We start from the raw sequence: 26,848 nt of genomic DNA, 5'->3' as shown, positions 1-26,848 counted from the left end.
CAGGAAAGGGCAACTCATTTTCACTAACACAAATCATATAAAAAAGAAGATGATGCCATATTATATATATAATATGGTTCAAGTTTTTTATAACATAAAATGGGTATATAGAGAACTGTGAGGTGTACACGATATTCTTTACTCACGCAAATAACTTATTAAGTAGGTGGAAAGATAGTGAGCTATAAAAGGCAGGTTAACAGGTTGGCAGATTATCTTGAAAGGCAGTGCAAAGATGTTGGGGCATATGCATTAGGGGCTGAATTTGAGCATTTTGTAGTAAATGAGGATGATCTTAAGTTTGTGTCATATTATGGAGACAAGGGCATTGAATATATATTGAGTAGGATGATGGATGCAGGCTGGGAAGGGATGTATGAAGATAGTTATCTCGTAGGACTTATCAAAGATGGGGATACAGTGACATTGGAACCAGGGGGCCAGGTGGAACTTAGCGTCAAGCCTTGTAAAACTATTTATGAGATAGAAAAAAGATATTTCGATTTTTTAAATGATATAATACCTATTCTCCATCAAGAAGGAAAAATACTGCTGGCGCTGGGTTATCAGCCTGAAAGCAGTATAAAGGATATACCTTGGAATCCAAAAGAAAGATATAAATATATGTCCGAATACCTTAAAGATAAAGGTTGTTATGCCCATAATATGATGAAGGGCAGTGCAGCTCTTCAAGTGAGCATAGATTATTCCGATGAGCGTGATTTTATGAGGAAGTTTAAGGTGGCAAATAAGCTTTCACCTATAGTATCTGCGGTTTTTGATAACAGTCCTTTCTTTGAAGGCAGATTGTTTGAAAAAAAAGCAGCACGGGCCATGATATGGTCCAGCTGTGATAGGGATAGGTGTGGAATAATGCCTTATACTTTTGATGAGGACTTCGGGTTTGAAAAGTATGCAGAGTACATACTGAACAATCCTCCTATTTTTATACACAGAAAAGGTAAAATGGAATTTACCGGTAAAACACCGTTTAAAGATATATTTGACCCTGATACCTTTACCGATGAGGAAATAGAACATGTTTTGACAATGTTTTTTCCTGATGTGAGAGCGAAACAATATGTGGAAATAAGGATGGCAGATTCTGTACCATATCCACTTAGTTTTTCATTTATTGCATTGATAAAGGGACTTTTTTATGATGTTCAAAGCTATAAAAAATTCTATGAATATATGGACAAATTCGATGGACAGCAGATATTTGACGGGAAAATCAATATAATAAATGATGGTATATTTACAAAGCTGGGATCGGACAGCATAAAGGATATAATGCAGGATATTGTGCAAATCTCTTACCAAGGGTTGAATAACAAAGAGAAGCTATATCTAAAATCCCTTGAAAGTATTTTGCAGCAAGGTATGACCCCTGCAGATATAATAAGAGACAGGTTAGGCAACGGTAAGAAAGAAGCATTACAACATTGTATATTGAATGATCTTGTAAAAAAGGAAAAGGTGGCAGACTATGAGTTCACAACATGTGATTGACGAATATATAAATGAAGTTGTTCATAGAAAATCCATATATCATAGTGATTATTTAGAAATAAAGCGCAAAGTGGAGAATTCTACAGCAAAGTACAAAGGACGGACAATAGATTTCTTGTATCAGCCTATGTTTTTTGATAGTACTGACATTGAAAGGCTTAAAACAGCTAGTGAAATGCTGATGAATATAATTGACAAAGTGATACAAGAATATTTGCGGAATAAACAGTTTAGAGAACATTTTGGTTTTTCTGATCTGATGGAACAATTGATATTGGTGGATCCCGGGTATTCTACCAATGCACCTATGGCCAGGTTTGATGTATTTTATAAATACCATGATGATTTTAAATTCTGTGAGTTTAACGGAGATGGTACTTCTGCAATGAATGAGACCAATACCCTTGAAAGGATATTTTTTCAATCAGATATAATTAAAAACTTGCAAAAACGACATCGTCTATATTATCATGAACTTTTCTATTCATGGATTGAGGAGATAATAGGTTTATATAGGGAATACGGAGGCAGCGACAATCCTAATGTAGCTATAGTTGATTGGGATGGAGTAGCCACTGTGGAAGAATTTGAGGAGTTTAAGAAAAGGTTTGAAAAAAAAGGTTTTCCAACAGTGATAGCAGACCCCAGAGTTTTAGAATATAAAAACGGCAAGCTTTATTATAAAGATTTCAGAATTGACTTAGTGTACAGACGTGCCTTGACCTGGGAGCTTGTGGAGAGGTCAGAACAGGTCAAGGATTTTTTGGATGCATATAAGGATGGAGCTGTATGTGTTGTTGGTCCTATGAGATCTCAAATAATGCATAACAAAAAGCTGTTTGCTATATTGAAGGATGATAAAAAAACATCATTTTTAAACCGGCAGGAGAGGGATTTTATTAACAAATATATACCCTATACCCGGGTGTTTGACGGGAGTGCAGATCAGATCGCCTATATGATGGAAAACAAGGATGAATTAGTTTTAAAGCATCAGGACAGATATGCAGGGAAAGGTGTCTATTTAGGCAGAGATTATAGTGAGTATGAATGGAAGAATATAATATATGATGCTAAATACAAGGGAGAATATATATTACAGGAATTTTATCAGCCTGGGCAGGGGGATTTTGTAGTGTTTGACGATGAAGGGAATTTAGAAATCCAGCCTTACAATTATATTTTGGGTCTTTATATGTATAATAGAAAGTTCAGCGGTCTATATACAAGATTGAGCAAAAATAATATAATAGCGAATATGGAAGGGTATATGGTTGCCCCCAATATTATAATAAAATCTTGATATGAGGTGTGGTAATATTGCATAACCGGACATGGGATAGATTGATAGTTTTCTATAAGATAAGGCAACAGGATATATTTAAAAAATTCTATCATTTGATGCTTTCATTGGATAACAAAGACTATAATACAGCTATAGACCAGTATTATAAATTATGCTCATTGCTGTTAGATTACGGTGAAAGGCTGGAATATGAAGGTATAAATGATGCCTGGGGAAATTATATATTGGATTTTATACTTCAGGATGATAATGTCTTCAGTCAAAATGCTGCACAGTATCATCTATCAGAGCTAGGCGATTCTATAAAAGAAGCGGTGAAGAGCGATCTAAAGCACCTAGAGCAGCTATACAGAGTTGATTTTGATCAACTGATGGGATGTATAGGTTATCATGGATTGCCTAAATGGCATGATATTACAAAGGGCAACATTACATGGAATAATAATAGAAAAAAGATAAAACAGGAGTTTGATAGGATTCGGGGCTGGGATGGACTGCTTGGAAAGTTATGGCGGTTTTATTCAGATTCCGGCACCGGCATTTTTAACAAGTATAAAGCATTCAGATGGAGAAGGGGAGCATTAGAGGGTATAGACAATGTTGATGATATAATGTTGGATGATCTTATAGGGTACCAGTACCAGATAGATAAAGTGGTTGATAATACTATAAAATTATTGAAAGGCTTCAAGGCCAACAATGTTTTGCTTTACGGAGATAGGGGGACTGGTAAATCATCTACTGTAAAGGCGCTAGTCAATCAATATTGTTTAGAAGGTTTGAGGTTGGTGGAGATTTCAAAAGATGATTTTATCCACCTTATTGATATTGTAAGGATTTTAGAAAACAACCCGGTAAAATTCATATTGTTTATAGATGACCTTTCATTTAACGAGGATGAAGGAGAGTATAGGGAATTAAAGGCTTTGTTGGAGGGGAGGATACAGCCTTTACCTAAAAATGTGGTCATATATGCTACTTCCAACAGGCGTCATCTGATAAAAGAGATGTTTTCAGATAGAAAGGCCCAAGACAACGGAGAGGTGAGGATGCAGGATACTCTCCAGGAAAAGTTATCCTTGGCAGATAGGTTCGGAATAACTGTAATATATACAGCTCCAAACCAGAGGGAATATTTGGATATAGTATTTGGACTTGCTCGTTCCAATGGGATAAATATGGATAGGCAAAAGCTAAATCAAATGGCTGTTCAGTGGGAGATGAGCCAAAACGGCAGGTCGGGAAGGACAGCGCGGCAGTTTATCGATTATTTAAAAGCAGAGATGGGGCAATAGATAGGCTGAAAAGCCAGCAAGGGACTAGAGTTATTGGCTAGTCCCTTTTTTTATCATTAGATATTGCAGTATACATAAATGGCATATACAATATAAGTAAATTAAAGTTCATGGATAGATTTACTGCTAGTCGGTCTGTGCATGATATTACGGCAATAAGGAGGTGAAGGTTTGAAAGAACGTATACTTGTTGTGGGAAGTCTTAACATGGATATGAGCATATACACAGATAGGATACCCCGCACCGGAGAGACCTTGAGCGGAAGGAGCTTTATAATGAGCCCAGGAGGCAAAGGTGCAAATCAGGCAGTTGCTGCCGCCAGGTTGGGTGGCTTTGTTTCCATGGCAGGCTGTGTTGGTGCTGATACCAATGGAAAAGCATTGTTAAAAAATCTTAAAGACAACAATGTATATACAGATCATATAAGACAAGTACAAGATAAAACTACAGGAGTGGCTGTGATAATAGTAGATAAAGATGGGGATAATTCTATCATATTAGATGCTGGGGCCAATGCAAGTATGGATATTGAATATATATCCCATATAGAGTATGTAATACGTGAAAGTGATTATATTCTAATGCAGTTGGAGATACCCATGCCTGTCATAGAGTATGTATGTAAGATTGCAAAAAAACACGGAAAGTTTGTAGTGCTTGATCCTGCTCCTGCGGTGCAGCTTAAAGATGAATTGATGCAAAACGTGGATCTTATAAAGCCTAACGAAACAGAGTGTAGCATACTAACCGGAATAGATGTGAATAGTTTACAAGATGCCAAAAAAGCTGCCGATATATTCATACAAAGGGGTGTTGATCATGTGGTGATAAGCATGGGCGAAAATGGTATATTTTATTTTAATGGCCAATCGGAAATTCATATCCCGGCATTACATGTAGAGGCAGTAGACACTACAGCAGCCGGCGATACTTTTACAGGAGCTTTAGTGAGCAGATTAGCCACAGGGAAGAGTATGGAGGATTCCCTCAAGTTTGCAGTAGTAGCATCAGGGCTTGCGGTTACCCGAAAAGGGGCACAAAGTTCAATACCTTGTTTGCATAATGTGGAAAAATATATGAGGCGTGAATTATAATTCACACCTCATATTGAATAAAAAATCACTATTTGGGGAAATATGGAACTACATAGAAATAAGAGAGTCTGCTGGGAGCATATCAGGTTTTATGTGGCAATTGCTACCAAAAATAGAAAGAGGATAGAAAAGCATGGAGGAACGGAATATTCTATGTGATTTGATATGGCTTTATAAGTTTGAGAACAATGTCCTTGTGTTTTATCGAGCTCAGTATAATAAAATGAAGCTGATAGATAGAGAATTTTCTTGTACTTTACTGGAATTTTCTAAAAAACATGAGGAACACATAGAATGGTTAAGTCAGTATATAAATGAATTGGGAGTACAGCCGGATATACAATGTGAAAACATGAACAGGTTGGTTAGGATGGTTGCAAGATATAATCAAAAAGATGTGATTTATCAAAACTTATTGAAGATGGACATAGTTTTGCAGCAAAAGTTGTGCAAGGATTATCATAAAACAGTATCCGGGAATGATGACTTAAACCTATATATAAGCCAATTGCTGTTTGAAGTTATGGAGCAGGAAAAAAAGTTTTTAGAGTATTTCAAAAAAATATTACCCAAAACGGCAAAACTTTGATAAAATGGTGATTGTGACCATTATGTTGAAAAGGAGTAATGAAAATGCCTTTAGTTTCAAGCAAACAGATTTTATATGACGCTATGCAAGGTGGATACGCTGTTGCGGCATTTAATGTAGAGAATATGGAGACCGTTCAGGCTGTGGTAGAAGGTGCGGAGCAGCTCAATTCGCCGGTGATAGTACAAACTACACCTTCCAGCATTGCACATACAGGTCTTAAGTTTTTTTATGCAAATGTTTTTACTGCTGCTATAAACAGTGCGATACCTGTAGCTTTACATTTGGATCATGGAGATAGCTATGATTTGGCCGTTAAAGCGATAAGGGAAGGCTATACTTCTCTAATGATAGATGGGTCTAAACTTACTTTTGAACAAAATATAGAGATAACCAAAAAAGTTGCGGACTTAGCTCATATAAACGGTATACCTGTAGAGGCAGAGCTGGGGAAAGTGGGAGGAAAAGAGGATAATATAGAAGTCGATCAAAAAGATGCTATTTATACTGAACCAGATCAGGCTAAAGAGTTTGTAGAAAAGACAGGGGTAGACTATTTAGCCATTGCTATAGGTACTGCCCATGGCATATATAAGGGACAGCCTAAACTGGATTTTGAAAGATTGAAAGAGATAAGGGAGCTGTTGAATATACCACTAGTGTTGCATGGCGCTTCGGGTGTTCCGGATGAGGATGTTAAAAAGGCTATAAAAGGTGGAATAAACAAGGTGAATATTGCAACTGAACTGAGGATACCTTTTACCCAAGCCATTAGAGATAAACTGAATGATGATTTGGAATTATTCGCTCCTAAGGTATATCTAGGTGCTGCCCGGGAGGCAGTAAAGCATGTGGTGATGGAGAAAATAAGGTTATGCGGATGCGATGGTAAGGCGTGAACATGTGATATAATTAAATGAAAAGTACATATATCAAAATAGGTGCCCATACACAGGGAGAATAGGGAACCGGGTGAAAATCCCGAGCGGACCCGCCACTGTAATGATGAGCTGCTGCTTAAGTTATCAAAACCACTGGCCGTTGCCGGGAAGGTTGAGCAGTACCTATGAATCAGAGCCAGGAGACCTGCCTGTTTTGTGAGTTTTATGAGGATGATGGTAAAGTTCTCAAATGCTTTTTGCGTGCATTTGAGAACTTTTTTATTTATAAATAAATGGAGGGATTATCATGAATTTATTTGAGAAAGCGGTAAAAAACATAAGTCCTTTAAACCGGGAGGCTATGAACCAGGTGTCTCAAAGGCTGGATAGTCTTGCAAAACCGCCGGGAAGTCTTGGGATGCTTGAAAAGATTGCAATACAGCTAGGCGGAATAACAGGAGATGTATTTCCAAGGGTTGATAAAAAACTTGTGGCCATAATGGCAGGTGATCATGGTGTTGTCAAAGAGGGAGTGAGCGCCTTCCCATCAGAAGTGACTCCTCAGATGATATTTAATTTTTTGAGCGATGGCGCTGCCATCAATGTGCTGACTAAACATTCGGGGGGAGATATAATCTGCGTTGATGTAGGGGTAGCATCCGATATAAAAAGTGATGATGCCAGGTTTATCAACAGGAAGGTGAAATACGGTACTGATAATATGGCCGAAGGTCCTGCCATGTCCAGGGATGAAGCGATAGCGGCTGTCCAAGTAGGGATAGAAGTTGTTAGCCAACAGGTAAAAAAAGGAGTACAGCTTTTTGGAACAGGTGAGATGGGTATAGGGAACACCACTCCTAGCAGTGCAATACTGAAGGTTTATTCAGATCTTCCTATCCGAGAGTTGGTAGGAAGGGGTACTGGATTGGATGATAACAGATTGAAATTAAAGATGGATACTATTGAGAAAGCTATTGAGTTGAACAAACCTGATCCCAAAGATGCTATTGATGTACTTTCAAAGGTGGGAGGGCTGGAGATAGCAGGCATTGCTGGGTTGATATTAGGAGCTGCATATAATAAAGTTCCTATCGTTATCGATGGATTTATATCTACTGCAGGGGCGTTGATAGCCAGTAAAATACAACCAAAATCGGTAGATTATATGATAGCCTCCCATGTTTCTCAAGAGCCGGGGCACATAGAAATGCTCAAATTGATAGGATTAAAGCCTATACTGCATATGGATATGAGGCTAGGAGAGGGTACGGGAGGTGCATTGGCATTTCATATAGTCGAGGGTGCAACTAAGATACTCAAGGAAATGGCTACTTTCCAAGATGCAGGTGTATCAGGAGCTTTATAATATAGCAAGATATTACTGATTTTAGCATATTTCACTCTTAGAAATTGATATAGGCGTTGTTATAATGATAACAAATGAAAGCTTACCATCTCATATATCAAAGAATAGGGTGATTATATTATGAATTCATTGGAAAGGGTAAACCTAATACTTCAACATAAAGAAGCGGATAGAGTACCGGTATATCCGATAATAAATAGTGTTTCCAGAAAGGCATTGGATATCAGTTATGAAGAATGGACTAAAGATGTAGATCTTTGTGCAGAATCCATTATAAAGACGACAGAAAAGCTAGGATTAGATGTTATAACCACTTTGGTAGATCTTTCTGTAGAAGCTGCTGATTGGGGACAGGAGTTATTATATTTTGAAGATAAGGCAGCATGCCCAAGCAACAATAGGGTTATAAATACTATAGAAGGTTATAAAGACATTAAAAGGTTAGACCCAAGAAAGACTCCTAGAATGAGTCAACATATTGAGTTATGCAAAAAATTAGTAGATGAATGTGGGCGTCAAAAGCCAATAGTAGCTTTTGTGTTTGGTCCTTTAGGGATATTGAGTATGTTAAGGGGATTGGACAATATATTTATGGATATGCATGATGAACCAGAATATATACATTTAGCTTTAAGAGAAATATCAGAAACTATTAAAGAACTGTGCTCGGCAATAATAGAGACGGGAGTTCATGCTATTATGTTTGATACCCTATATGCTTCTAAAAGCATCATGAGTGAAGCTATGTGGGATGAATTTGAGGGAGTGTATATGGAGGATATTGCAAATCATATACATGAACAAGGTTGTATGGTGATGATTCATAATTGTGGACAAGGGCCTTATTTCGACATACAAATTGACAGATTAAAGCCCATAGCATTTTCTTTCTTGCACGTAGCGGCAGAATGCGATTCATATAAGGATATGAAGGATAAATATGGAGATAATCTTACATTGATAGGACATATAGACCCTACCTGGTTATCCATGGCATCGAAAGAGGATATAGTGGCAGAATGTAAAAAAGAAATAGATACCTTTAAAGAAGACGGTGGATTCATATTATCTACTGGATGTGAGTATCCTTCCCCTTTGGATTTTGATAAGGCAATGCTAATTGTAGAAACTGCAAAAGAGTATGGCAGATATTGATAGACATTGATGTTTAGATGTATTATCAGTAAAATAAAACTTTTTAGACTTAATTTGCACATAAAATAATATGCTAAAACGATGGAAAGCCAGGCTTGATATCTCGGTGGAGAAGATCAGGCCTGGCTTTCTATACTTGTGTATGCTTTTGATTTTATGCTATGATTATATATAATATTTTTTCAGGAGTGGTGCATGTGAAAGGGATTATTACGGTAGTAGGAAAAGATAAAGTAGGTATTATTTCTAATGTAAGCAGTGTTCTCGCAGAGAATAATGTTAATATAATGGACATAAGCCAGACCATATTACAGGATTATTTCACCATGATAATGCTGGTAGATTTAAAGGACAGTTCAATCGATATAAGCGATTTACAGAAAAAGATGGATCAAGTGGGAAAGCAGATGAATCTTTCCATAAAGGTTCAACATCAGGACATATTCAAATCCATGCACAGGCTATAAGGGAGGAATTTATCATGATAAATAACAGAGAAATAATCGAAACAATAGAGATGATAGAACATGAGAATCTGGATATAAGAACTATCACCATGGGTATTTCTTTAAGGGATTGTTGTTGTAGTAGCGGTAAGCAATCCAGAGCCAAAGTGTATGATAAGATTACCAGATTGGCGGAAAATCTTGTGAAAGTAGGAGAGGATATCCAAAGCGAGTATGGGATACCTATAATAAATAAGAGAATATCGGTAACCCCCATATCTATCGTTGCTGAGTCTTCTGATGAAGAGGATTATATTGAATATGCACGGGTGTTGGATAGGGCTGCTAAACAAGTGGGGGTCAACTTTATAGGCGGTTTTTCTGCTTTGGTTCATAAAGGTTATACCAGGGGGGATAGGATATTGATAGACTCAATACCTTATGCCTTAGAAGATACAGAAAGAGTATGTTCATCGGTAAATGTTGCATCTACCAAGGTAGGGATAAATATGGATGCAGTTGCACAGATGGGCAGGATAATAAAGAAGACGGCTGAGCTGACTGCCGATAGGGATGGATTAGGGTGCGCTAAACTAGTAGTGTTTGCAAATGTTCCGGAAGACAATCCTTTTATGGCAGGAGCCTTTCACGGGATAGGAGAGCCTGAATGTGTAATAAATGTAGGGGTTAGCGGCCCTGGGGTGGTTAAGCGTTCCCTTGAAAAGGTGCAAGGAGAAGATTTTGGAGTAGTTGCAGATACTATCAAGAAAACTGCCTTCAAGATAACCAGGATGGGGCAACTGGTAGCCAGAGAGGCATCCAGAAGGTTGGGTGTTCAGTTTGGTATTGTCGATCTGTCTTTGGCACCTACACCGGCTGTTGGGGATAGTGTAGCACATATTCTAGAGGAGATGGGCCTGGAAAGTTGTGGTGCACCGGGTTCGACGGCTGCCCTTGCACTTCTAAATGATGCCGTTAAAAAGGGTGGTATCATGGCATCTTCTTATGTTGGAGGATTGAGCGGTGCATTTATACCTGTAAGTGAAGATGCCGGGATGATAGATGCTGTAAAAAGAGGATCATTGAATATTGAAAAGTTGGAAGCTATGACATGTGTGTGCTCTGTTGGTTTGGATATGATTGCGGTGCCGGGGGATACCAGTGCAGAAACGATTTCTGCAATAATAGCTGATGAGGCTGCAATCGGAATGATAAATTCAAAGACCACTGCAGTGAGGATAATACCGGTATCGGGTAAGGATGTAGGCGACCAAGTGGAATTTGGTGGTTTGCTCGGGAGAGCGCCTGTGATGAAGGTCAGCAGATTTAGCAGCGAAAAATTCATAAAAAGAGGGGGCAGGATACCTGCCCCGATACACAGCCTCAAGAATTAGACAGCAACTTTTTTGCCAGTTTTACTGCATTGTTGGCGTCTTCAGCATAGCCATCAGCTTGGATTTGTTGTGCAAAGCTTTGGTTGACTGCTGCGCCACCTATCATGAATTTGCATTTAAGCCTTTCTTTTTTTGCAAGCTTGATTACGTTTTCCATTTCATGCATGGTTGTGGTCATCAGGGCGGACAAACCTATGATGTCCACATCCTTTTTCTTTGCTTGCTCTATTATCTTCTCTGAAGGCACATCTTTTCCCAAGTCTATTACCTCAAATCCGTGACTTTTTAGCATGAGGGCCACTATGTTTTTACCTATATCATGCACATCTCCTTTAACTGTTGCAATCAGTACCTTGTGTTTATTTATTTGACCGGTGTTTTGCTCTGCCACTAGGTGTTTTTCCAGCTGTGAGTAGGCTTGTTTCATCGTTTGTGCACTCAGTATAAGCTGGGGCAGATAGTATTCTTTTTCTTCAAATAAATCCCCTACTTTGTCAATTGCCGGGATCAGGTATTGCTGAAGCAATTTTCCTGCAGGTATATTAGCTTTTATTGCTTGATGTATCAATTCATCTATATTTTCCCTATCACCGTCTATTACTGCATTATATATCTTTTGTTCTATCTTGTTGGATTCTGGTTGTTTTGTTTTTGAGTCTGTTTTACTGCCAACAAATCGTTGTATGTACCTTCTGCCTACAGGGTCATTTGATGCAAGGACATCAGATGCAATCTTTATATTCATTATCAGATCATTATTAGGATTTGCTATTGCAGTGGAAAGGCCTCTTTCTATAGCCATGGCCAAAAATGCGCTGTTCAGCCATTTCCTTTCAGGTAGTCCGAAGGATACATTGGAAAGCCCTATGACAGTGTTACAGCCGAATTGATGAGCTGACCAGTCTATTGTATCCAATGTAATACGGGCTGCATTGGCGTCAGAGGATACTGACATAACAAGACCGTCTATTATTATGTCTTTCTTTGAGAAACCATATTTTTTTGCATGGTCATATATTTTTTGTATCACTTGACATCTTTGTTTTAATGTATTAGGTATACCTTCATCGCTTACAGGGAGCAGTATAAACATTGCTCCATATTTAGCGGCTATAGGCAGCAATTGTTTGATTTTTTTATTTTCAAGAGAGATAGAGTTAATAAGCGCTCTGCCTGGATAAATCCTGAGTGCGGCCTTGATTACGCTAGGATCTGAAGAGTCTATGCAAAGAGGAGTATCTACTGTAGTGGATAGAAGACTTATCGCCCTTTTCATAGTCTCTTTTTCATCTATCCCCGGCATTCCCACATTAACATCCAGTATGTTTGCGCCCATGGCCCTTTGTTGTATGGCAAACTCTTTTATTTTAGATAACTTCCCTTGTACTAGCTCCTGTTGCATTGTTTTTTTCCCTGTAGGATTTATCCTTTCACCTATAATCTTCACAGGGCTGGTTAAGCTTATTGAAACAGCTTTGCTATAGGAGGACAAGACAGAAGTATCTAAATTTTGAACAGGTGAAGGTTCTATATCTTTTATATATTGTTTTATTTCCCTGATAAAATCCGGGGTGGATCCACAGCACCCCCCTATGATATTTGCACCTGCCCGTACAAGTTGTTTAGAATATTTTCCGAATTCAACCTTGTCCATATCAAATTCTGTATTACCGTTTATCAGTTTAGGCATACCTGCATTAGGCTTTGCTATCAAAGGTACTTTTGAGTAAGGTTTTATCTTTTTGATAAGATCTACCATCGGTTCAGGACCGGTAGAACAATTGCATCCAAATGCATCTGCACCTAAACTCTGAAGTGTTATCAAAGCAGCAGTGCAGTCGGTACCGGTCAAGGTTTTACCATTTTCATCAAAAGTCATGGTCACCCATACAGGAAGTTGACAGGTTTCTTTTACCGCTATCAGGGCTGCCCTTGCTTCCTGTATATCTATCATAGTTTCAATTATAAATAAATCTACTCCCCCCTGCAGGAGACCAGAAACTTGTTCTTTAAAGATATCTACAGCTTGTTCAAAATCCAGCTGTCCAAAAGGCTGCACATATTTTCCGGTAGATGAGATATCACCTGCAACCAATGCGTTTTTTCCTACAGCTTTACGGGAGATAGTAGCCAATTCTTTGTTTAGTGCTATTACCTGACGGTCTAAACCGAATTGTTTGAGTTTTATCCTGTTAGCCCCGAATGTACATGTATAGACTATATCGGAACCCGATTCCATATACGATTTTTGAAGATCTATAAGAATATCAGGATTGTCCAGCACCCACTTTTCAGGGCATATGCCTGTAGGCATTCCCAGGGCTTGCAGATGGGTTCCTGTTGCTCCGTCCAGAACTATTATTTTTTCATTCACCGATTTTCCTCCTTTTATTTTCAGATTACCCTTTTTAGTATTTGTACGATCATCTCTACTCTATTAAAAGGTGTGACAATATAGAATCCATCCATATATGATTTTATCTCTTGTGCAATATTGCACGCTATTTCTATACCTATATCCTGTGCCTGACTTCTATCCATATCAGGTGAGAACATATTTATATATTTTTCCGGGATCTGTATACCGTGTACTTCGTTATTTAAAAACATAGCATTTCTATAACTTACCAGCGGCATTATCCCGCCTAATATTTTGATATCCTTGGAACGATTTATGTTTTTTATATTTTTTGTAACTTCCGGCTTGAATATAGGCTGAGTGAGAAAGAAGGTTGAGCCGGCTTGGATTTTTTTATGTGTTCTGGAAATTTGCATCTCCATATTAGCAGCGGCTAGGTTTAATGCTCCTCCAATGATATATGGGTCGTGTTTAAAATGTTCTTTATTCATTTCGGAGATCATTTTCATCAGACTTATGGAATTCAGATTAAACACACCCTTTATTTCGCTTTTTTTACCCCCTGGAACAGGGTCTCCGGTAACTGCTAATATATTGCGTATTCCTTGAGCGTGGGCTGCCAGTATATCGGATTTTATGGCAATTATGTTTCTGTCCCTGCAACATATGTGGGGTACTGTTTCTATGCCTACTTCTCTTTGTATCATAGCTGCCAGCATGACGGAATTCATCCTGGTTCTTGCAAGGGGAGAATCTGAAATCGTTATCACATCAACCCCGTTTTGTTTCAATATATATGCACCCTGGATTATTTTATCCACGCCTGTATTTGATGGAGGATCTAATTCTACCGCGATAGGAAAGTCTTTATGTTTAAGTTTACCCCCTATTTGTTTTTTGTAATATTTTATAGGCACTTTTTTCTTGCCCGATACTTGTTTTTTGCTTTTTTTATAGGAGGGATAATTAATCTTTTTATACATACTTCTTATATGGAGCGGAGTAGTTCCGCAGCAGCCTCCCAGTATTTTTACACCTAAGCTTTCTATATCCATCATTATGTCTGCAAAGTATTCAGCGTTTTGTATATACACTGTTTTTTGATTTTTGACTTCAGGATATCCTGAGTTAGGCATTATAGAAACTATGTCCTCTTTAAAATCAAAGGTCTTTAAAATATTGAATACATGAGAGGGCCCTGTTCCACAGTTGAAACCATATGCATCTATAGTATCTGTAGAACGTATTTCTTGGATTAATCTAGACGCACTTATACCTTTAGTAGTAAATCCATCAGCCATGAGTGCAAATTGAGATATAATGAAAGAGGTAGGTTTCTTATCTTTTATATATCTGGATAGTTCCTTTATATAATCAGTGCTGCTAAAGGTCTCGAAAATGAATATATCCATACCTTGTTCTAAAAATGTATCTATTATGAGTTGATACTGCTCCATTGTTATATCCTTATCAGCCTGGGATTCTTGGTCCAGCAAATCAGGTATTGGTCCTATATCTGCTCCTATAAATATATTTTTACCCTCGGTACATTCATAGGCTATTTGACATGCTTTTTTTATGATTTGTTCCACTTTTTCCCAAGGTAGGTCTAGCGAAAGGGTATTTGCACTGAAGGTGTTTGTTTTTATAAATTTTGCACCTGCATTTATATATTCCATATGTATTTTTTTTATCAATTCGGGCTGAGTGATATTGGCTATTTCTGTATACATTGCATCTTTTCCACTTAACTTGGAATAATATGTCCCCATTGCACCATCTGTGAGTAATACATTATTTTTGAGATAATCTTCTATCATATTACAGCCCTCCATTTAAGATTAAATTAGGTTTATTATATACAAAAACACAAAAATTGCAACATTGGTATTTATTGATATACTTTTATGTGTTATAATCTGTTTCAAATGGAAATGTAGCTGCCGACAAAAATATTAATTTTGGGGCAGCGATTTTTGTAGATAGGAACCTTTAACAATAAAATATTTATATTTTTTATTTAGGTGGGGTCGGATTTGAGGATAAGATATTTACTAAATAAACTATTGTTCGGCATACCTCAACTTGAAGGCTATAAATACAAAAGGGATTTAGATTTATTTATTCTTGAGGGAATATCCAGCATATCGGCCACTGTGTTAACAGGTGGGGCATTCTTGTCGGGGTATGCTCTTTTACTAGGAGCTTCTGATTATCTGGCTGGTATAATATTGACTTTTCCCCTGCTTGCCAATTTATTCCAAGTTTTTTCTGCTATGCTGTATGAAAGACTGGAAAGTAGAAAGAAGACTGTTATGATATTGTTGATATTGTACAGAGCATTTGCATGTTCTGTAATATTTATTCCCCTTGTCTTTCCAGACCACCTTCAAAAATATGTTTTAATGATTTTTGTATTTATTTCATTTTTAAACCTTTCAGTACTTGCACCAGCATTAAATAATTGGCTAGTGAGTTTAATACCTTATAATGTAAGAGGAAGATATCTTTCAAAAAGAGAATCTTTATTCCAGACTGCATCTATGATTATATCTCTTTTGATGGGAAGGGTGCTAGATGTTTTCGGAGGTGGATATTCAGGTTTTATTCTAGTGTATGCAGTGGTATTTTTGGCATCATTGTTGAATATTTGGTTTTTATATAAGATTTATGAGCCACCGGTGGAAAGGAAAAATTTAAATCCTATAAAGATCAATGAATTGTTTGCAGAGCCGTTTAAGAATAAGAAATATATGAGCTTTGTGGTGTTCTGGATGATGTGGTGTTTTTCAGCATGGATGGCCCACTCATATTTAAATGTTTATATGATAAAATATTTGAAACTTTCATATACAAATATTACAGTGCTTATGACTGTACAGCTGATCACGTTGGTATTTTTTGTCCGGATATGGGGCGTTCAAGGAGACAAGACGTGCTGGGAGGACTGTCTTAAAAAGGCATGTATTGTTTTGGCCTGTGCTTTCTATCTATGGGTATTCACTACAAGATCTACTTTGTTTCTTCTTCCTATAGTACATATACTTGCAGGGGTGGGATGGGCAGGAATAAATTTATCATCCTTTAACCTGGTGTTCAGGCTTTCTCCTGAAAAGGGAAGAACGATATTTATAGGATTTAATGCATCCGCTTCTGGAATTGCAGGTTTCTTAGGGCCTGTAATAGGGGGTAGTATAATGGAATACTTTTCGAATACGAGTATCAATTTGGGATTTTTTCAAATAGATAATATGCAAATCCTGTTTCTTATCTCTGCTGTCTGCCAGAGTTTGGTATTGTTATACGGGAGAAATATGAAATATGGAGGGGAAGATTGCGCTAGTTTATAATATAATAAATATTGAATATATATTCGAGAGGTGTGCAGTATGTCAAGTGTCAATATTTTGGTTGTAGATGACGATAAAAATTTATGCAGGATTCTGGAGATATATTTAAAAAAACAAGGTTATAATGTAACGATATCAAATAATGGCACAGACGCAGTAATCAATGTGAGAAACGATATGCCTGACCTTGTGATACTGGATATAATGTTGCCCGGTATGAACGGCTGGGATGTATGCCGGGAGATAAGGCTTATATCCAAGGAGATACCCATAATAATGCTTACGGCAAAAGGAGAGAAGTATGATAAGATAAAGGGACTAGATATAGGGGCGGATTATTATATTACTAAGCCCTTTGATCCGGATGAGGTAATAGCTCATGTTAAGGCTATATTAAGAAGGGTGAAGGGATTTGATGATAAAGGATGCTTAGAATTTCCGGGGCTGAAGATAGATAAAAAATCACGAATTGTAAAAAGGGATGGAAAGGAAATAAGCTTGGCTCCTAAAGAGTTCGATTTACTGTGGTTTTTAGCTAGCAATGAGAGGAAAGTATTCACGCGTCAGCAGCTTTTAGACGAGATATGGGGCTTTGACTTTTATGGAGACGAACGCACTGTAGATACTCATATAAAGAAGCTGAGACAAAAAATAGAAAATGAAGCCAATGGAAGAGGCTGTATACATACTGTATGGGGAGTAGGATATAAGTTTGAAGTCTTATAATATACAATTTTAGTTCAGAAATTCGGAAAAATGCTTTACAATTAATACAATATTTTATAAGAAAAGGAGGTTTTGTGTATGGAAAACTTGAATCCTCAAAGGGAGCAATGGGGGTCAAGGATAGGTTTTATTTTAGCAGCTTCAGGGTCGGCTATAGGCCTTGGGAATTTATGGAGATTCCCCTATATAACAGGCAAAAATGGAGGAGCTGCCTTTCTTTTTATTTATCTCATTATGCTTGTAGTTATAGGTTTCAGTTTAATATTGGCAGAGCTTGCGATAGGCAGACATACTCAAAGGAATACATTGGGTGCATTCAAAAAACTGGATAAAAGATGGACATTTGTAGGTGTAATTGGTATAATTGCAGGATTTGTTATTCTATCTTTTTATAGCATAATAGGTGGGTGGACAATAGCATACATAATCAGATCTTTGACAGGTGCTTTTACAGGGGATACTGCTGAGGTTTTTACATCTCTTATATCCAATCCCTGGGAACCTATAGTTTATCACGGTATATTTATGGCGATGACTGCTGCGATAGTATATGCAGGGATAGGCAATGGTATTGAAAAGGCTTCCAAAATAATGATGCCGGCATTATTCGTATTATTATTGATTGTTGTAGTAAGGTCAGTGACATTGGAAGGTGCCAGCAAAGGTCTTGAGTTCTACTTGAAACCTGATTGGAGTCAAGTGACGGGAAGCACTATATTAGCTGCGATGGGACAGGTGTTTTTTTCTTTGAGTCTGGGTATGGGTTGCATGATTACCTATGGAAGTTATTTGAATCGAGAAGAGAATCTTCCCAAAAGTGCAGCTATAATTCCAATACTTGATACATTGATGGCATTTTTAGCAGGTCTTGCAATACTGCCTGCAGTATTTGCATTTGGAGTGGATCCAGGGGAAGGACCTGCCCTTATGTTTATAACTCTTCCTTCAATATTTGCACAGATGCCTCTAGGGTCTTTCTTTGCTTTTATATTTTTCGTTCTTGTGCTGTTAGCGGCTATCACTTCAGCTATATCGTTGCTAGAGGTATGTTCATCATATGTTATAGACGAATGGGAATGGCCCAGAAAAAAAGCTACCGTTGTGCTTGCTATAGTAATTTTTCTACTTGGAGTGCCGTCTTCCCTATCACAAGGAGCTGTCAGCATAAATATTTTTGGGTTAAGTTTTTTAGATGCAATGGATTTTCTGGCTTCAAATATACTCCTTCCTGCAGGCGGCATGTTGATAGCTATATTTTGCGGTTGGTCATGGGGTATCAAGAATGCGGTGGATGAGATCACAAATCGGGGAAGGCTGAGCTTTAAATTTGCACCGATATGGGGTATAATAATCAAATTTATCGCTCCTATAGCTATATTTATAGTATTCTTAAATGCTACTGGAGTACTTAAAATGATATTAGGAAGTTAAACTTATTTTTTAAAAATGGTTAAAATATAAGTTTTGACTGTCTTTTATATCAAAGCCTATTCCCAAATATCGAAAAAAGCTTTATAATGGATACATTATATATAGGATAACGAATTCTATTACATATACAATAGGTGTATATATTGCCGGCCTAGACTAAGAACACAAGTTAAGCCAAGCTAGACCCAGGGACATATATACACCTTAAACGTATATAAAAGATCTATAATAAGGATTTGTTATCTAATTTCAAATTTAAAGGAGGACTCATATAATGGATAATTTAAATCCTCAAAGGGAGCAATGGGGTTCGAGGATTGGCTTTTTACTGGCTGCTGCAGGGTCGGCCATAGGATTAGGAAACCTATGGAGATTCCCATATTTGACTGGTAAAAACGGAGGAGCTGCTTTTCTTTTTATTTATCTCATCATACTTGTAGTTATAGGTTTTAGTTTAACTTTAGCAGAGCTTTCGATAGGCAGACACACTCAAAGAAATGCATTGGGTGCATTCAGAAAGTTAGACAAAAGATGGGGATTTGTAGGTGCAATGGGCATAATTGCAGCATTCGTTATTTTATCTTTTTATAGTGTAATAGGCGGTTGGACAATATCCTACATGATAAAATCATTGACAGGTGCATTCACAGGGGATACTGCTGAGGTTTTCACATCTCTTATATCCAATCCCTGGGAGCCTATAGTTTACCATGGTATATTCATGTTGATAACTGCTGCGATAGTATATGCAGGGATAGGCAATGGTATAGAAAAGGCTTCGAAAGTAATGATGCCAGCATTATTTATTTTACTATTGATTGTTGTGGTAAGATCGGTGACATTGGAAGGCGCCAGCAAAGGTCTAGAGTTTTACTTAAAACCTGATTGGAGTCAGGTAACGGGAAGTACTATATTAGCTGCGATGGGACAGGTATTTTTCTCTTTGAGCTTAGGTATGGGTATAATGGTCACCTATGGGAGTTATCTGAATCGCGAGGAAAATCTTCCTAAAAGTGCAGTGGTAATTCCTCTATTGGATACGCTGGCTGCGTTTTTGGCAGGACTTGCAATCATGCCTGCAGTATTCGCATTTGGGCTAGATCCAGGGGAAGGACCTGCTCTCATGTTTATAACTCTTCCTTCAGTGTTTGCACAGATGCCCTTAGGATCTTTCTTTGGCTTTGTATTCTTTGCCCTTGTATTTTTGGCAGGACTTACATCTTCCATGTCTCTGTTAGAGGTGTGTTCATCATATGTTATAGATGAATGGAATTGGCCAAGAAATAAAGCTACAATTATTTTGGCAATTGCGGTATTTGCGTTGGGTGTACCGTCTTCGCTATCCCAAGGAGCAGTTGATATAACAATATTTGGCAAAAGCTTTTTGGATGCTGTAGACTTTTTAGCATCCAATATACTCCTTCCTGCAGGGGGATTATTGATAGCCATATTCTGTGGTTGGAATTGGGGTATCAAAAATGCTGTGAAGGAGATCAGCAACAATGGGAAGCTGGATTTTAAGCTTGCACCGATATGGGGTATAATAATCAAATTCATCGCTCCTATAGCTATATTTATAGTATTCTTAAATGCTACCGGAGTACTTAAAATGATATTAGGAAATTAAACTTATTTTAAAAAGCGCTTAAAACTGATGTTTTAGGCGTTTTTTATACAAGAAAAATGTGTAAACCAAAGGATGTAAAAAGGCATAGGAAATATCCATTAAAGAATTACACGTTATTGCATGTTGTAGAAAAATAAGGTTTTATGAGTTATAATAAAAAAGAACAGTAAAATTTACTATCAAAAAATTTAGCAGGTGGTCTTTCAAGATGTATGATAGCTGTGATGTGAAATCCAAGTTAAGGAAAAGCGGATATCGACTTACAAGTCAGAGGGAGAATTTGATAGAGATTCTATGCGAAGAACCGGATTATTTATTTTCGCTCAATGATATATATAGCAAGGTAAAATCACATTACAAGGATACTACTTATTCAACTGTATATAGAAATATAGAAGTATTGGAGCAAGCAGGTATTATAAAAAAGGTGGTTGCTAGCAGAAAAGCTGTTAAGTATAAGCTGGAGTGCTGCAGTGAGCACCATCATCATGTGATATGTAAGAAATGCGGAAGAACAGCTACCGTCGATTTTTGTCCAGCAGAATTTATTTCAACATTGTCTGATTCAGAGACGTTTATAATTACAGATCATGTATTTGAGATGTATGGGTACTGTAGAAAATGTTTTAAAAATTTATCTAGGAAAGATAACATATAGTAATACTTTGTTTTGTTGTTATGCAATATAATGAAGTATATCGAAAGGTTTGGGCAATCATGTTATACAGTGGGAATATCAAATCTAAATTTGATAGTTTTGAGCAGATGGTCAATCCTTTTTATAATAATCTTTATAGGTATATTTTTTTGATTTTAAGGAATGAATATGCTGCTGAAGACGTCCTTCAAAATACATTGATAAAAGCTTTTAAAAATTTAGATTCGCTCAAGGATGAAAGCAAATTCAAAAATTGGATATTTACAATTGCAAAGAATGAATCCATGTCATGGATAAAAAAACACAAAAAATATGTTGCTGTGGAAGAAAACACGCTAGAATTCATTTCCAAAAATGAGGATTATTATTTGCCCGAAGATTTTATTATAAGGGAAGAAACCAAAAAGATTGTAATAGATATAATAAATAGCTTGGAGCCCAAATATAGAGATGTCATAATATTAAAATATTATAACCGATTGACTGAAAATGAAATATCCAAGGTGCTCAATATAAAACGTGGAACTGTTAAGAGCAGGCATAAAAGAGCGAAAGATCAGATATATAAAAAATTAATAGCGAATAGATATGTAAATAATAAAAACGAGGGGTAGCATGTGATGTTTATTCCCTCTTTTTTTACTGAAATAGTATGTATAGATAACGGAAACGGAGGAATGGTATGAGATCATCACGAAGCAGCATAATGTTTATTTTAGCAGCAGTTATGATTCTAATAATGATTACCATTAGTGCATGTACAAACCAAAAACAAATAAAGAGACAAGATTTTGCTATGGGTACAGCGGTAGATATTGAAGTTTATGGAGTGAATGCAGAAAAAGCTGTTCAAAAAGTATTTGAAAAGATTAATGAGATTGACAGGCTGATGGGTGTAAACATACAGGATAGCGATGTTTCAAAGATAAATAAAATGTCGGGTATATCCCCGGTAAAGGTAGATAGGCAGACATTGTATGTTATGCAAAAGGCAGTACATTATTCTCAATTGTCGGATGGGAAATTTGATGTGTCTATTCAGCCTTTAGTTGAGCTATGGGACATAGGACATCAAAAAGATAATGATATTCCTGATGAACAAAAGGTAAAAGAAATATTAGGTTATATAGGGTATCAGGATATTGAAATAGATGAAGATGGATGTGTCATTTTTTTAAAAAAAAGAGATATGGGCATAGACTTAGGAGGCATAGCAAAGGGCTATGCAGCTGATGAGGCAGCAAAAATCTTAAAGGATCAAGGAATAAAAAGCGCTTTTATAAGTTTAGGAGGAAATATTTTTGTCATAGGTTCCAAGTCTGACGGATCGCCTTGGAAGATAGGTATACAGCATCCTAGAAAACCCAGAGGTAACGTGGCGGCAGTTGTAGAGGTGGAGGATAAGTCTGTTGTAACTTCTGGTGATTATGAAAGGTTTTTTAAATCAGGTGGAAAAAGATATCATCATATTTTAGACCCTGATACTGGGTATCCTGCGTGGACTGGGTGTATAAGTGCTACAGTGGTGGCAGATAGATCAATAGATGCTGATGCGCTATCTACTTCTATATTTTTGTTAGGTCCTCAAAAAGGGTTGGAACTGATAGAGAACATGGATAATACTGAAGCGATAATAATCAATGATAATATGGAGGTACTGGTTTCAAGTGGTTTAAAAGGCAAAGTAAAAATAACAAGTGAGGATTTTAAATTAAAATGAAAAAAGGGGATATAATAGCTTTAATATTGATCGCTGTTGCTATCATAAGTGCTTTTTTGATTACCAATTTGCTTAACAAGGAGAAAAGTCCGGATTTTGTAGAAATAACGGTAGATGGAAAACTTTATGATAAATTAGATTTGAGACAGCAAGATCTAAAAAAAACAATAAAAATTCAGCAGGATGATGGGAAAATAAATATTATAGAAATAGAAACTGGAAGGGCAAGGGTAAAAGAGGCCAATTGTCCAGATGAAGTTTGTGTGAATACAGGATGGATAGATAGTCCAGGTGAGACTGTAGTATGCTTGCCCAACAAGGTTGTCATCAAAATTATAGGTGAGTCAGAGGATATTGATGGGATTAGCTATTGAAAAGGGGCAGTATTAATGGCGAATACAAAAAAGATTATATTACTTTCTATACTTATATCCCAAGCATTAGTCCTTCATTTAGTGGAAGCATATATACCTGTGCCTTATGGGATACCCGGTATTAAGCTAGGACTTTCTAATATCATAACACTGATGGTTTTGGTTTTATACGGATTGAGAGAGGCAGTAGCAGTTGTATTAGTCCGGACTTTTCTGGCGTCTATGCTGGGAGGTATGCCTACTACTTTTTTTTATAGCGTTGTTGGAGGATTATTGAGTGCTGTAGTTATGGGGATTATGTATAAAAAGTATAACAAGTTTTTTAGTTTGACTGTAATAAGTATAATTGGGGCGATATTCCATAACATAGGTCAGCTTGTTGTGGCTTCACTAATCATAAATAATTTGGGTGTTTTTTCTTATCTGCCTGTACTTTTAATATCAGGTACTATTACAGGCTTTTTTGTGGGATTGGTGGCAAGTTACCTGGTTCCATTTATTAAGAATATATAAATGGAACCATTACTTATACAGTATTTTTTTGATCTATTCTTTTATTATAGTAAATTTACAACAAGGGGACGGCTGTTATACTTCTTCTCTCCAAAACTTGGGTGTAAAAAATACGATTAAGGTGAACAATTCTAGTCTTCCCAACAGCATAAAGAATGACAGCAACAGTTTGCTATATGGGCTGAATTGGCTGTACGTACGTGCAGGACCTGCAAAGCCAAAACCGGGACCAATATTTCCAAGGGTAGCGGCTACTGCACTGGAGGCATCTATCAATCCAATTCCTTCTAAGGAAATTATCAAGGTTCCTATCAGGAAAACAATTATATAAAGTACAAAGAAACTGGCTATGCTAGACAGAGTATTGGATGATATGGAGCGAGGCCCGATCTTTACCGGGATGACGGCTCTGGGATGAAACACTCTGGATATTTCCTTTTTCACCAATTTTAATAAAACTAACACTCTAATGCTCTTTATTCCTCCGCTAGTAGAGCCGGCACAGCCGCCTACGAACATAAGGATGAACAGAATCCCTTTGCTGAAGGCGGACCATTTATCATAATCTACAGTGGAATAACCGGTAGTGGTTATTACAGAGCTTACTTGAAACAAAGCGTCTTTTATGGATTTTGCTACATCGTGATATATGTTGGTATTGATATCTACAGCGATGAGTATAACCGAGATTAACACGATGCCTAAGTAGAATTTCAGTTCTTCGTTGTCCAATATATCACGCCACTTTTTTTTGTATAATGCGAAATACAAAGAAAAGTTTACTCCGGACAGCAACATGAATATTGAGATGACAACGTGTATATAAGCGCTGTCAAATCCTCTTATGCTGGCGTTTTTGGTGGAAAATCCTCCTGTTCCTACAGTGCCGAATGTATGGACGGCAGCCTGATAGAGGGACATTCCGCCTAGTTTTAATAAAATTATTTCCAAAAGGGTGATGCCCATGTATGTGGTATACAGTATTTTGGCTGTGTCTTTAATTCGAGGAACTATCTTGTTGGCAATAGGCCCTGGACTTTCCGCTTTAAATATCTGAAAACTTCCCACACCCATGGCAGGAACAACAGCCAACGTAAAGACCAGTATTCCCATTCCCCCTATCCAGTGGGTGAAAGATCTCCAAAACAACAAACCCTTGGGCAGTATTTCCACATCATCTATGATGGTGGCTCCTGTGGTTGTAAAGCCGGAGACTGTTTCGAAAAATGCATCTATGAATGAGGGGATGCTTCCGGAAAATATAAAAGGCAGACACCCGAAAAAGGATGCTGATATCCATCCCAGGGAAACGATTGTTATTGCTTCTTTTGCTTTAAACTTATTGTCGGATACAGCTGTTCTGGATAAAACGTATCCGCATATTCCTGTTACCAAAATGCTGATAATAAAAGCTGTTTTATCCTGCTGTCCGTAATATAATGATAATAAAAGCCCGGGAACCATCCCTATGGCTTCAAATATCAATAAATTTCCTTGTATTTTTAGTATAATTCCGTAGTTCACTGAATGGTCCCCCTTTTTTAGGCGTAAAAAAATGCTTTAATACCGGTACCTCCGAGGTAAGACAAAAGACTACAAATCTATCTCCGGGCATTATCACTGAATTTCCGTTAGGGATGATGACTTGCCCGTCATGGATGATGGAGCCGATGATGATGCCTTTTGGAAGGCCCAGTTTTGATAGAGGCTTTCCTATAATTGATAAACTCTCTGACGCAATGATTTCTGTAACCTCTGCTTCACCGCCTAGAAGAAGGGATACTGATACCACCTTGCCGCCGCGGATGAATTTCAATATGTCGCTGGCAGTGATATCTAGAGGATTCACCGCTGCATCAATATCCAGTTTTTCTATTATTTGAGTATAACTTTTCCTGCTCACTTTGGCAATTGCCTTTTTAACACCGGATTGTTTGGCCATCAACGCCATGAGCAGGTTGGCTTCGTCATAACCTGTTATGCCGATGAATGCGTCTGTTGAAGCCAAGTCTTCCTCCTCCAACAGATTTGTGTCTGTTCCATCTCCGCATATGACAAGGGTGTCGTTCAATTCTTCCGAAAGATATTCACATTTTTGTCTGTTCTGTTCTATGAGCTTGACTGATATACCTAGACGAGTCAATTTTTTAGCTAAATAGTATCCTATTTTGCTTCCACCCAATAGCATGACTTTCTTTATATGATTTCTAAAATCAGGAATGTTGCTGTTTTCTTCCTTCAATCGGTCGATATTATCCTTTTCCCCTATGATATAAATTATGTCTTCTTCTTTCAGTTGACTGGACCCGTTGGGAATGAATATTTTATTATCCCTGAGTATTGCTGTAATCAGCAAGCCGTCTATATTTTCTATATCCATTATTCTTTTTCCTATGAATTTAGGTAAATTGGATATTTTAAAGTCTACCACCGATACTCTGCCTTTTGCAAAGTTCCCTGAATAAAATGTATAGCTCTGCAATAAATATCGAACGATTTCGTTTGCAGTGGCTAGTTCCGGGTTGACAACATAGTCGATCTCCATCTCCGATTTAATGAAACTGATTTGCTTAGTGTATTCAGGACTTCTAATTCTAGCCACTGTTTTGCCGCATCCTAATTTTTTTGCCAGAGAACAGATGATGATGTTGGTTTCATCGCTATTTGTAACGGCGATGACTATATCATAAGATTTGATGTCTAATTCTTTCAACACTTCGATCTCTAGACCGTTTGCTTTCACCGTCAATACATCCAGATGGTCCTTGACATCCTCTATCACGTTTGGATTTGTATCGATTATGGTAACATCTATGTCTCCATTCACAAGGGATTCGGCAATTTTGTAGCCTAGCTTACCTGCTCCGACAATCGCTACTTCCATTTGAAACACCCTTCCTAGTATTTCTTCAACATTAATTAACTATGGTGCTTTTATTAATTCGGTATTATTGTAGCATATATGCCTCGGTTTTGCACCAGGCTTAAAGAGTGTATTTTATGGGGATATGGGATTATATTAATATTAAAAGAGTCTAAGTGACTTCATCG

23 protein-coding genes and 1 riboswitch are annotated in these 26,848 nt (G+C 37.3%); of the genes, 19 read left to right on the top strand and 4 right to left on the bottom strand.

The features are described from left to right. The first annotated feature begins 177 nt into the window (after positions 1 to 177). The 10 genes from PHP06_00570 (at position 178) to PHP06_00525 (ending at position 11,039) form a co-directional block, all read left to right on the top strand. The gene (locus tag PHP06_00570; protein ID MDD3839052.1) at positions 178 to 1,512 is read left to right on the top strand and encodes a glutamate-cysteine ligase family protein; all 1,335 of its coding nucleotides are present in this window, start codon (positions 178 to 180) and stop codon (positions 1,510 to 1,512) included. Further along, positions 1,490 to 2,815 carry a glutathionylspermidine synthase family protein gene (locus PHP06_00565; protein ID MDD3839051.1) on the top strand — a complete coding sequence of 442 codons (1,326 nt, stop codon included), beginning with the start codon at positions 1,490 to 1,492 and terminating at the stop codon, positions 2,813 to 2,815. Before PHP06_00570 ends, PHP06_00565 begins: the two co-directional genes overlap by 23 nt. A gap of 17 nt (positions 2,816 to 2,832) precedes the next feature. Further along, entirely contained in the window at positions 2,833 to 4,113 is a 1,281-nt protein-coding gene (locus PHP06_00560; GenBank protein ID MDD3839050.1) for an ATP-binding protein, read from the top strand. A gap of 171 nt (positions 4,114 to 4,284) precedes the next feature. Continuing rightward, positions 4,285 to 5,208 carry a ribokinase gene (gene rbsK, locus PHP06_00555; GenBank protein MDD3839049.1) on the top strand — a complete coding sequence of 308 codons (924 nt, stop codon included), beginning with the start codon at positions 4,285 to 4,287 and terminating at the stop codon, positions 5,206 to 5,208. A 133-nt stretch (positions 5,209 to 5,341) separates the two neighbouring features. Further along, complete coding sequence (locus PHP06_00550; GenBank protein MDD3839048.1) at positions 5,342 to 5,797, top strand: hypothetical protein; 456 nt, start codon at positions 5,342 to 5,344, stop codon at positions 5,795 to 5,797. Between the two features lie 44 nt (positions 5,798 to 5,841). After that, positions 5,842 to 6,696 (top strand): class II fructose-1,6-bisphosphate aldolase, encoded by an 855-nt coding sequence (fba, locus tag PHP06_00545; protein MDD3839047.1) that lies wholly within the window; start codon positions 5,842 to 5,844, stop codon positions 6,694 to 6,696. A 23-nt stretch (positions 6,697 to 6,719) separates the two neighbouring features. Next, positions 6,720 to 6,906, top strand: a riboswitch (cobalamin riboswitch). Positions 6,907 to 6,985: 79 nt separating this feature from the next. Beyond that, complete coding sequence (cobT, locus tag PHP06_00540) at positions 6,986 to 8,044, top strand: nicotinate-nucleotide--dimethylbenzimidazole phosphoribosyltransferase (protein ID MDD3839046.1); 1,059 nt, start codon at positions 6,986 to 6,988, stop codon at positions 8,042 to 8,044. Positions 8,045 to 8,164: 120 nt separating this feature from the next. Beyond that, positions 8,165 to 9,199, top strand: a complete 1,035-nt coding sequence (locus PHP06_00535) for a uroporphyrinogen decarboxylase family protein (protein MDD3839045.1) — start codon at positions 8,165 to 8,167, stop codon at positions 9,197 to 9,199. 197 nt (positions 9,200 to 9,396) lie between these two features. Continuing rightward, on the top strand, positions 9,397 to 9,666 hold the full coding sequence (locus tag PHP06_00530) for an ACT domain-containing protein (protein MDD3839044.1): 270 nt from the start codon (positions 9,397 to 9,399) through the stop codon (positions 9,664 to 9,666). A 14-nt stretch (positions 9,667 to 9,680) separates the two neighbouring features. Further along, positions 9,681 to 11,039: a PFL family protein gene (locus PHP06_00525; protein MDD3839043.1), complete on the top strand. Its 1,359-nt coding sequence runs from the start codon at positions 9,681 to 9,683 to the stop codon at positions 11,037 to 11,039. Here the strand turns inward: PHP06_00525 and PHP06_00520 are convergent. Continuing rightward, positions 11,029 to 13,413, bottom strand: a complete 2,385-nt coding sequence (locus PHP06_00520; GenBank protein MDD3839042.1) for a homocysteine S-methyltransferase family protein — start codon at positions 13,411 to 13,413, stop codon at positions 11,029 to 11,031. The two genes, PHP06_00525 and PHP06_00520, sit on opposite strands and share 11 nt — an antisense overlap. Before the next feature lie 20 nt (positions 13,414 to 13,433). Then, positions 13,434 to 15,218, bottom strand: coding sequence for a bifunctional homocysteine S-methyltransferase/methylenetetrahydrofolate reductase (locus tag PHP06_00515; GenBank protein ID MDD3839041.1), 1,785 nt, complete (start codon positions 15,216 to 15,218; stop codon positions 13,434 to 13,436). Positions 15,219 to 15,434: 216 nt separating this feature from the next. Here PHP06_00515 and PHP06_00510 point away from each other — a divergent pair, with 216 nt between their 5' ends. From PHP06_00510 to PHP06_00470, 9 genes are all read left to right on the top strand, one after another. Further along, a complete protein-coding gene (locus PHP06_00510; protein MDD3839040.1) occupies positions 15,435 to 16,748 on the top strand; it encodes an MFS transporter in 1,314 nt (437 codons plus the stop codon). A 39-nt stretch (positions 16,749 to 16,787) separates the two neighbouring features. Beyond that, on the top strand, positions 16,788 to 17,474 hold the full coding sequence (locus PHP06_00505; protein ID MDD3839039.1) for a response regulator transcription factor: 687 nt from the start codon (positions 16,788 to 16,790) through the stop codon (positions 17,472 to 17,474). Positions 17,475 to 17,552: 78 nt separating this feature from the next. Then, positions 17,553 to 18,905 carry a sodium-dependent transporter gene (locus PHP06_00500; GenBank protein ID MDD3839038.1) on the top strand — a complete coding sequence of 451 codons (1,353 nt, stop codon included), beginning with the start codon at positions 17,553 to 17,555 and terminating at the stop codon, positions 18,903 to 18,905. 274 nt (positions 18,906 to 19,179) lie between these two features. Continuing rightward, the gene (locus tag PHP06_00495; GenBank protein ID MDD3839037.1) at positions 19,180 to 20,532 is read left to right on the top strand and encodes a sodium-dependent transporter; all 1,353 of its coding nucleotides are present in this window, start codon (positions 19,180 to 19,182) and stop codon (positions 20,530 to 20,532) included. Between the two features lie 208 nt (positions 20,533 to 20,740). After that, complete coding sequence (locus PHP06_00490; GenBank protein ID MDD3839036.1) at positions 20,741 to 21,190, top strand: Fur family transcriptional regulator; 450 nt, start codon at positions 20,741 to 20,743, stop codon at positions 21,188 to 21,190. 59 nt (positions 21,191 to 21,249) lie between these two features. After that, complete coding sequence (locus PHP06_00485; protein ID MDD3839035.1) at positions 21,250 to 21,804, top strand: RNA polymerase sigma factor; 555 nt, start codon at positions 21,250 to 21,252, stop codon at positions 21,802 to 21,804. 68 nt (positions 21,805 to 21,872) lie between these two features. Continuing rightward, positions 21,873 to 22,910 carry an FAD:protein FMN transferase gene (locus PHP06_00480; protein ID MDD3839034.1) on the top strand — a complete coding sequence of 346 codons (1,038 nt, stop codon included), beginning with the start codon at positions 21,873 to 21,875 and terminating at the stop codon, positions 22,908 to 22,910. After that, a complete protein-coding gene (locus PHP06_00475; GenBank protein ID MDD3839033.1) occupies positions 22,907 to 23,284 on the top strand; it encodes a NusG domain II-containing protein in 378 nt (125 codons plus the stop codon). Before PHP06_00480 ends, PHP06_00475 begins: the two co-directional genes overlap by 4 nt. A 15-nt stretch (positions 23,285 to 23,299) precedes the next feature. Further along, entirely contained in the window at positions 23,300 to 23,797 is a 498-nt protein-coding gene (locus PHP06_00470) for a Gx transporter family protein (protein MDD3839032.1), read from the top strand. A gap of 75 nt (positions 23,798 to 23,872) precedes the next feature. On the opposite strand, the gene PHP06_00465 is transcribed toward PHP06_00470, so the two are convergent. Continuing rightward, positions 23,873 to 25,321 carry a TrkH family potassium uptake protein gene (locus PHP06_00465; GenBank protein MDD3839031.1) on the bottom strand — a complete coding sequence of 483 codons (1,449 nt, stop codon included), beginning with the start codon at positions 25,319 to 25,321 and terminating at the stop codon, positions 23,873 to 23,875. Continuing rightward, the gene (gene trkA, locus PHP06_00460) at positions 25,272 to 26,702 is read right to left on the bottom strand and encodes a Trk system potassium transporter TrkA (GenBank protein MDD3839030.1); all 1,431 of its coding nucleotides are present in this window, start codon (positions 26,700 to 26,702) and stop codon (positions 25,272 to 25,274) included. The genes PHP06_00465 and trkA overlap by 50 nt, the downstream gene beginning before the upstream one ends. Positions 26,703 to 26,848 lie beyond the last annotated feature (146 nt).

The sequence above is a fragment of the Clostridia bacterium genome (genome assembly GCA_028698525.1).
Lineage (GTDB): Bacteria > Bacillota > Clostridia > JAQVDB01 > JAQVDB01 > JAQVDB01.
This window is presented reverse-complemented; position numbering and strand designations above follow the sequence as displayed.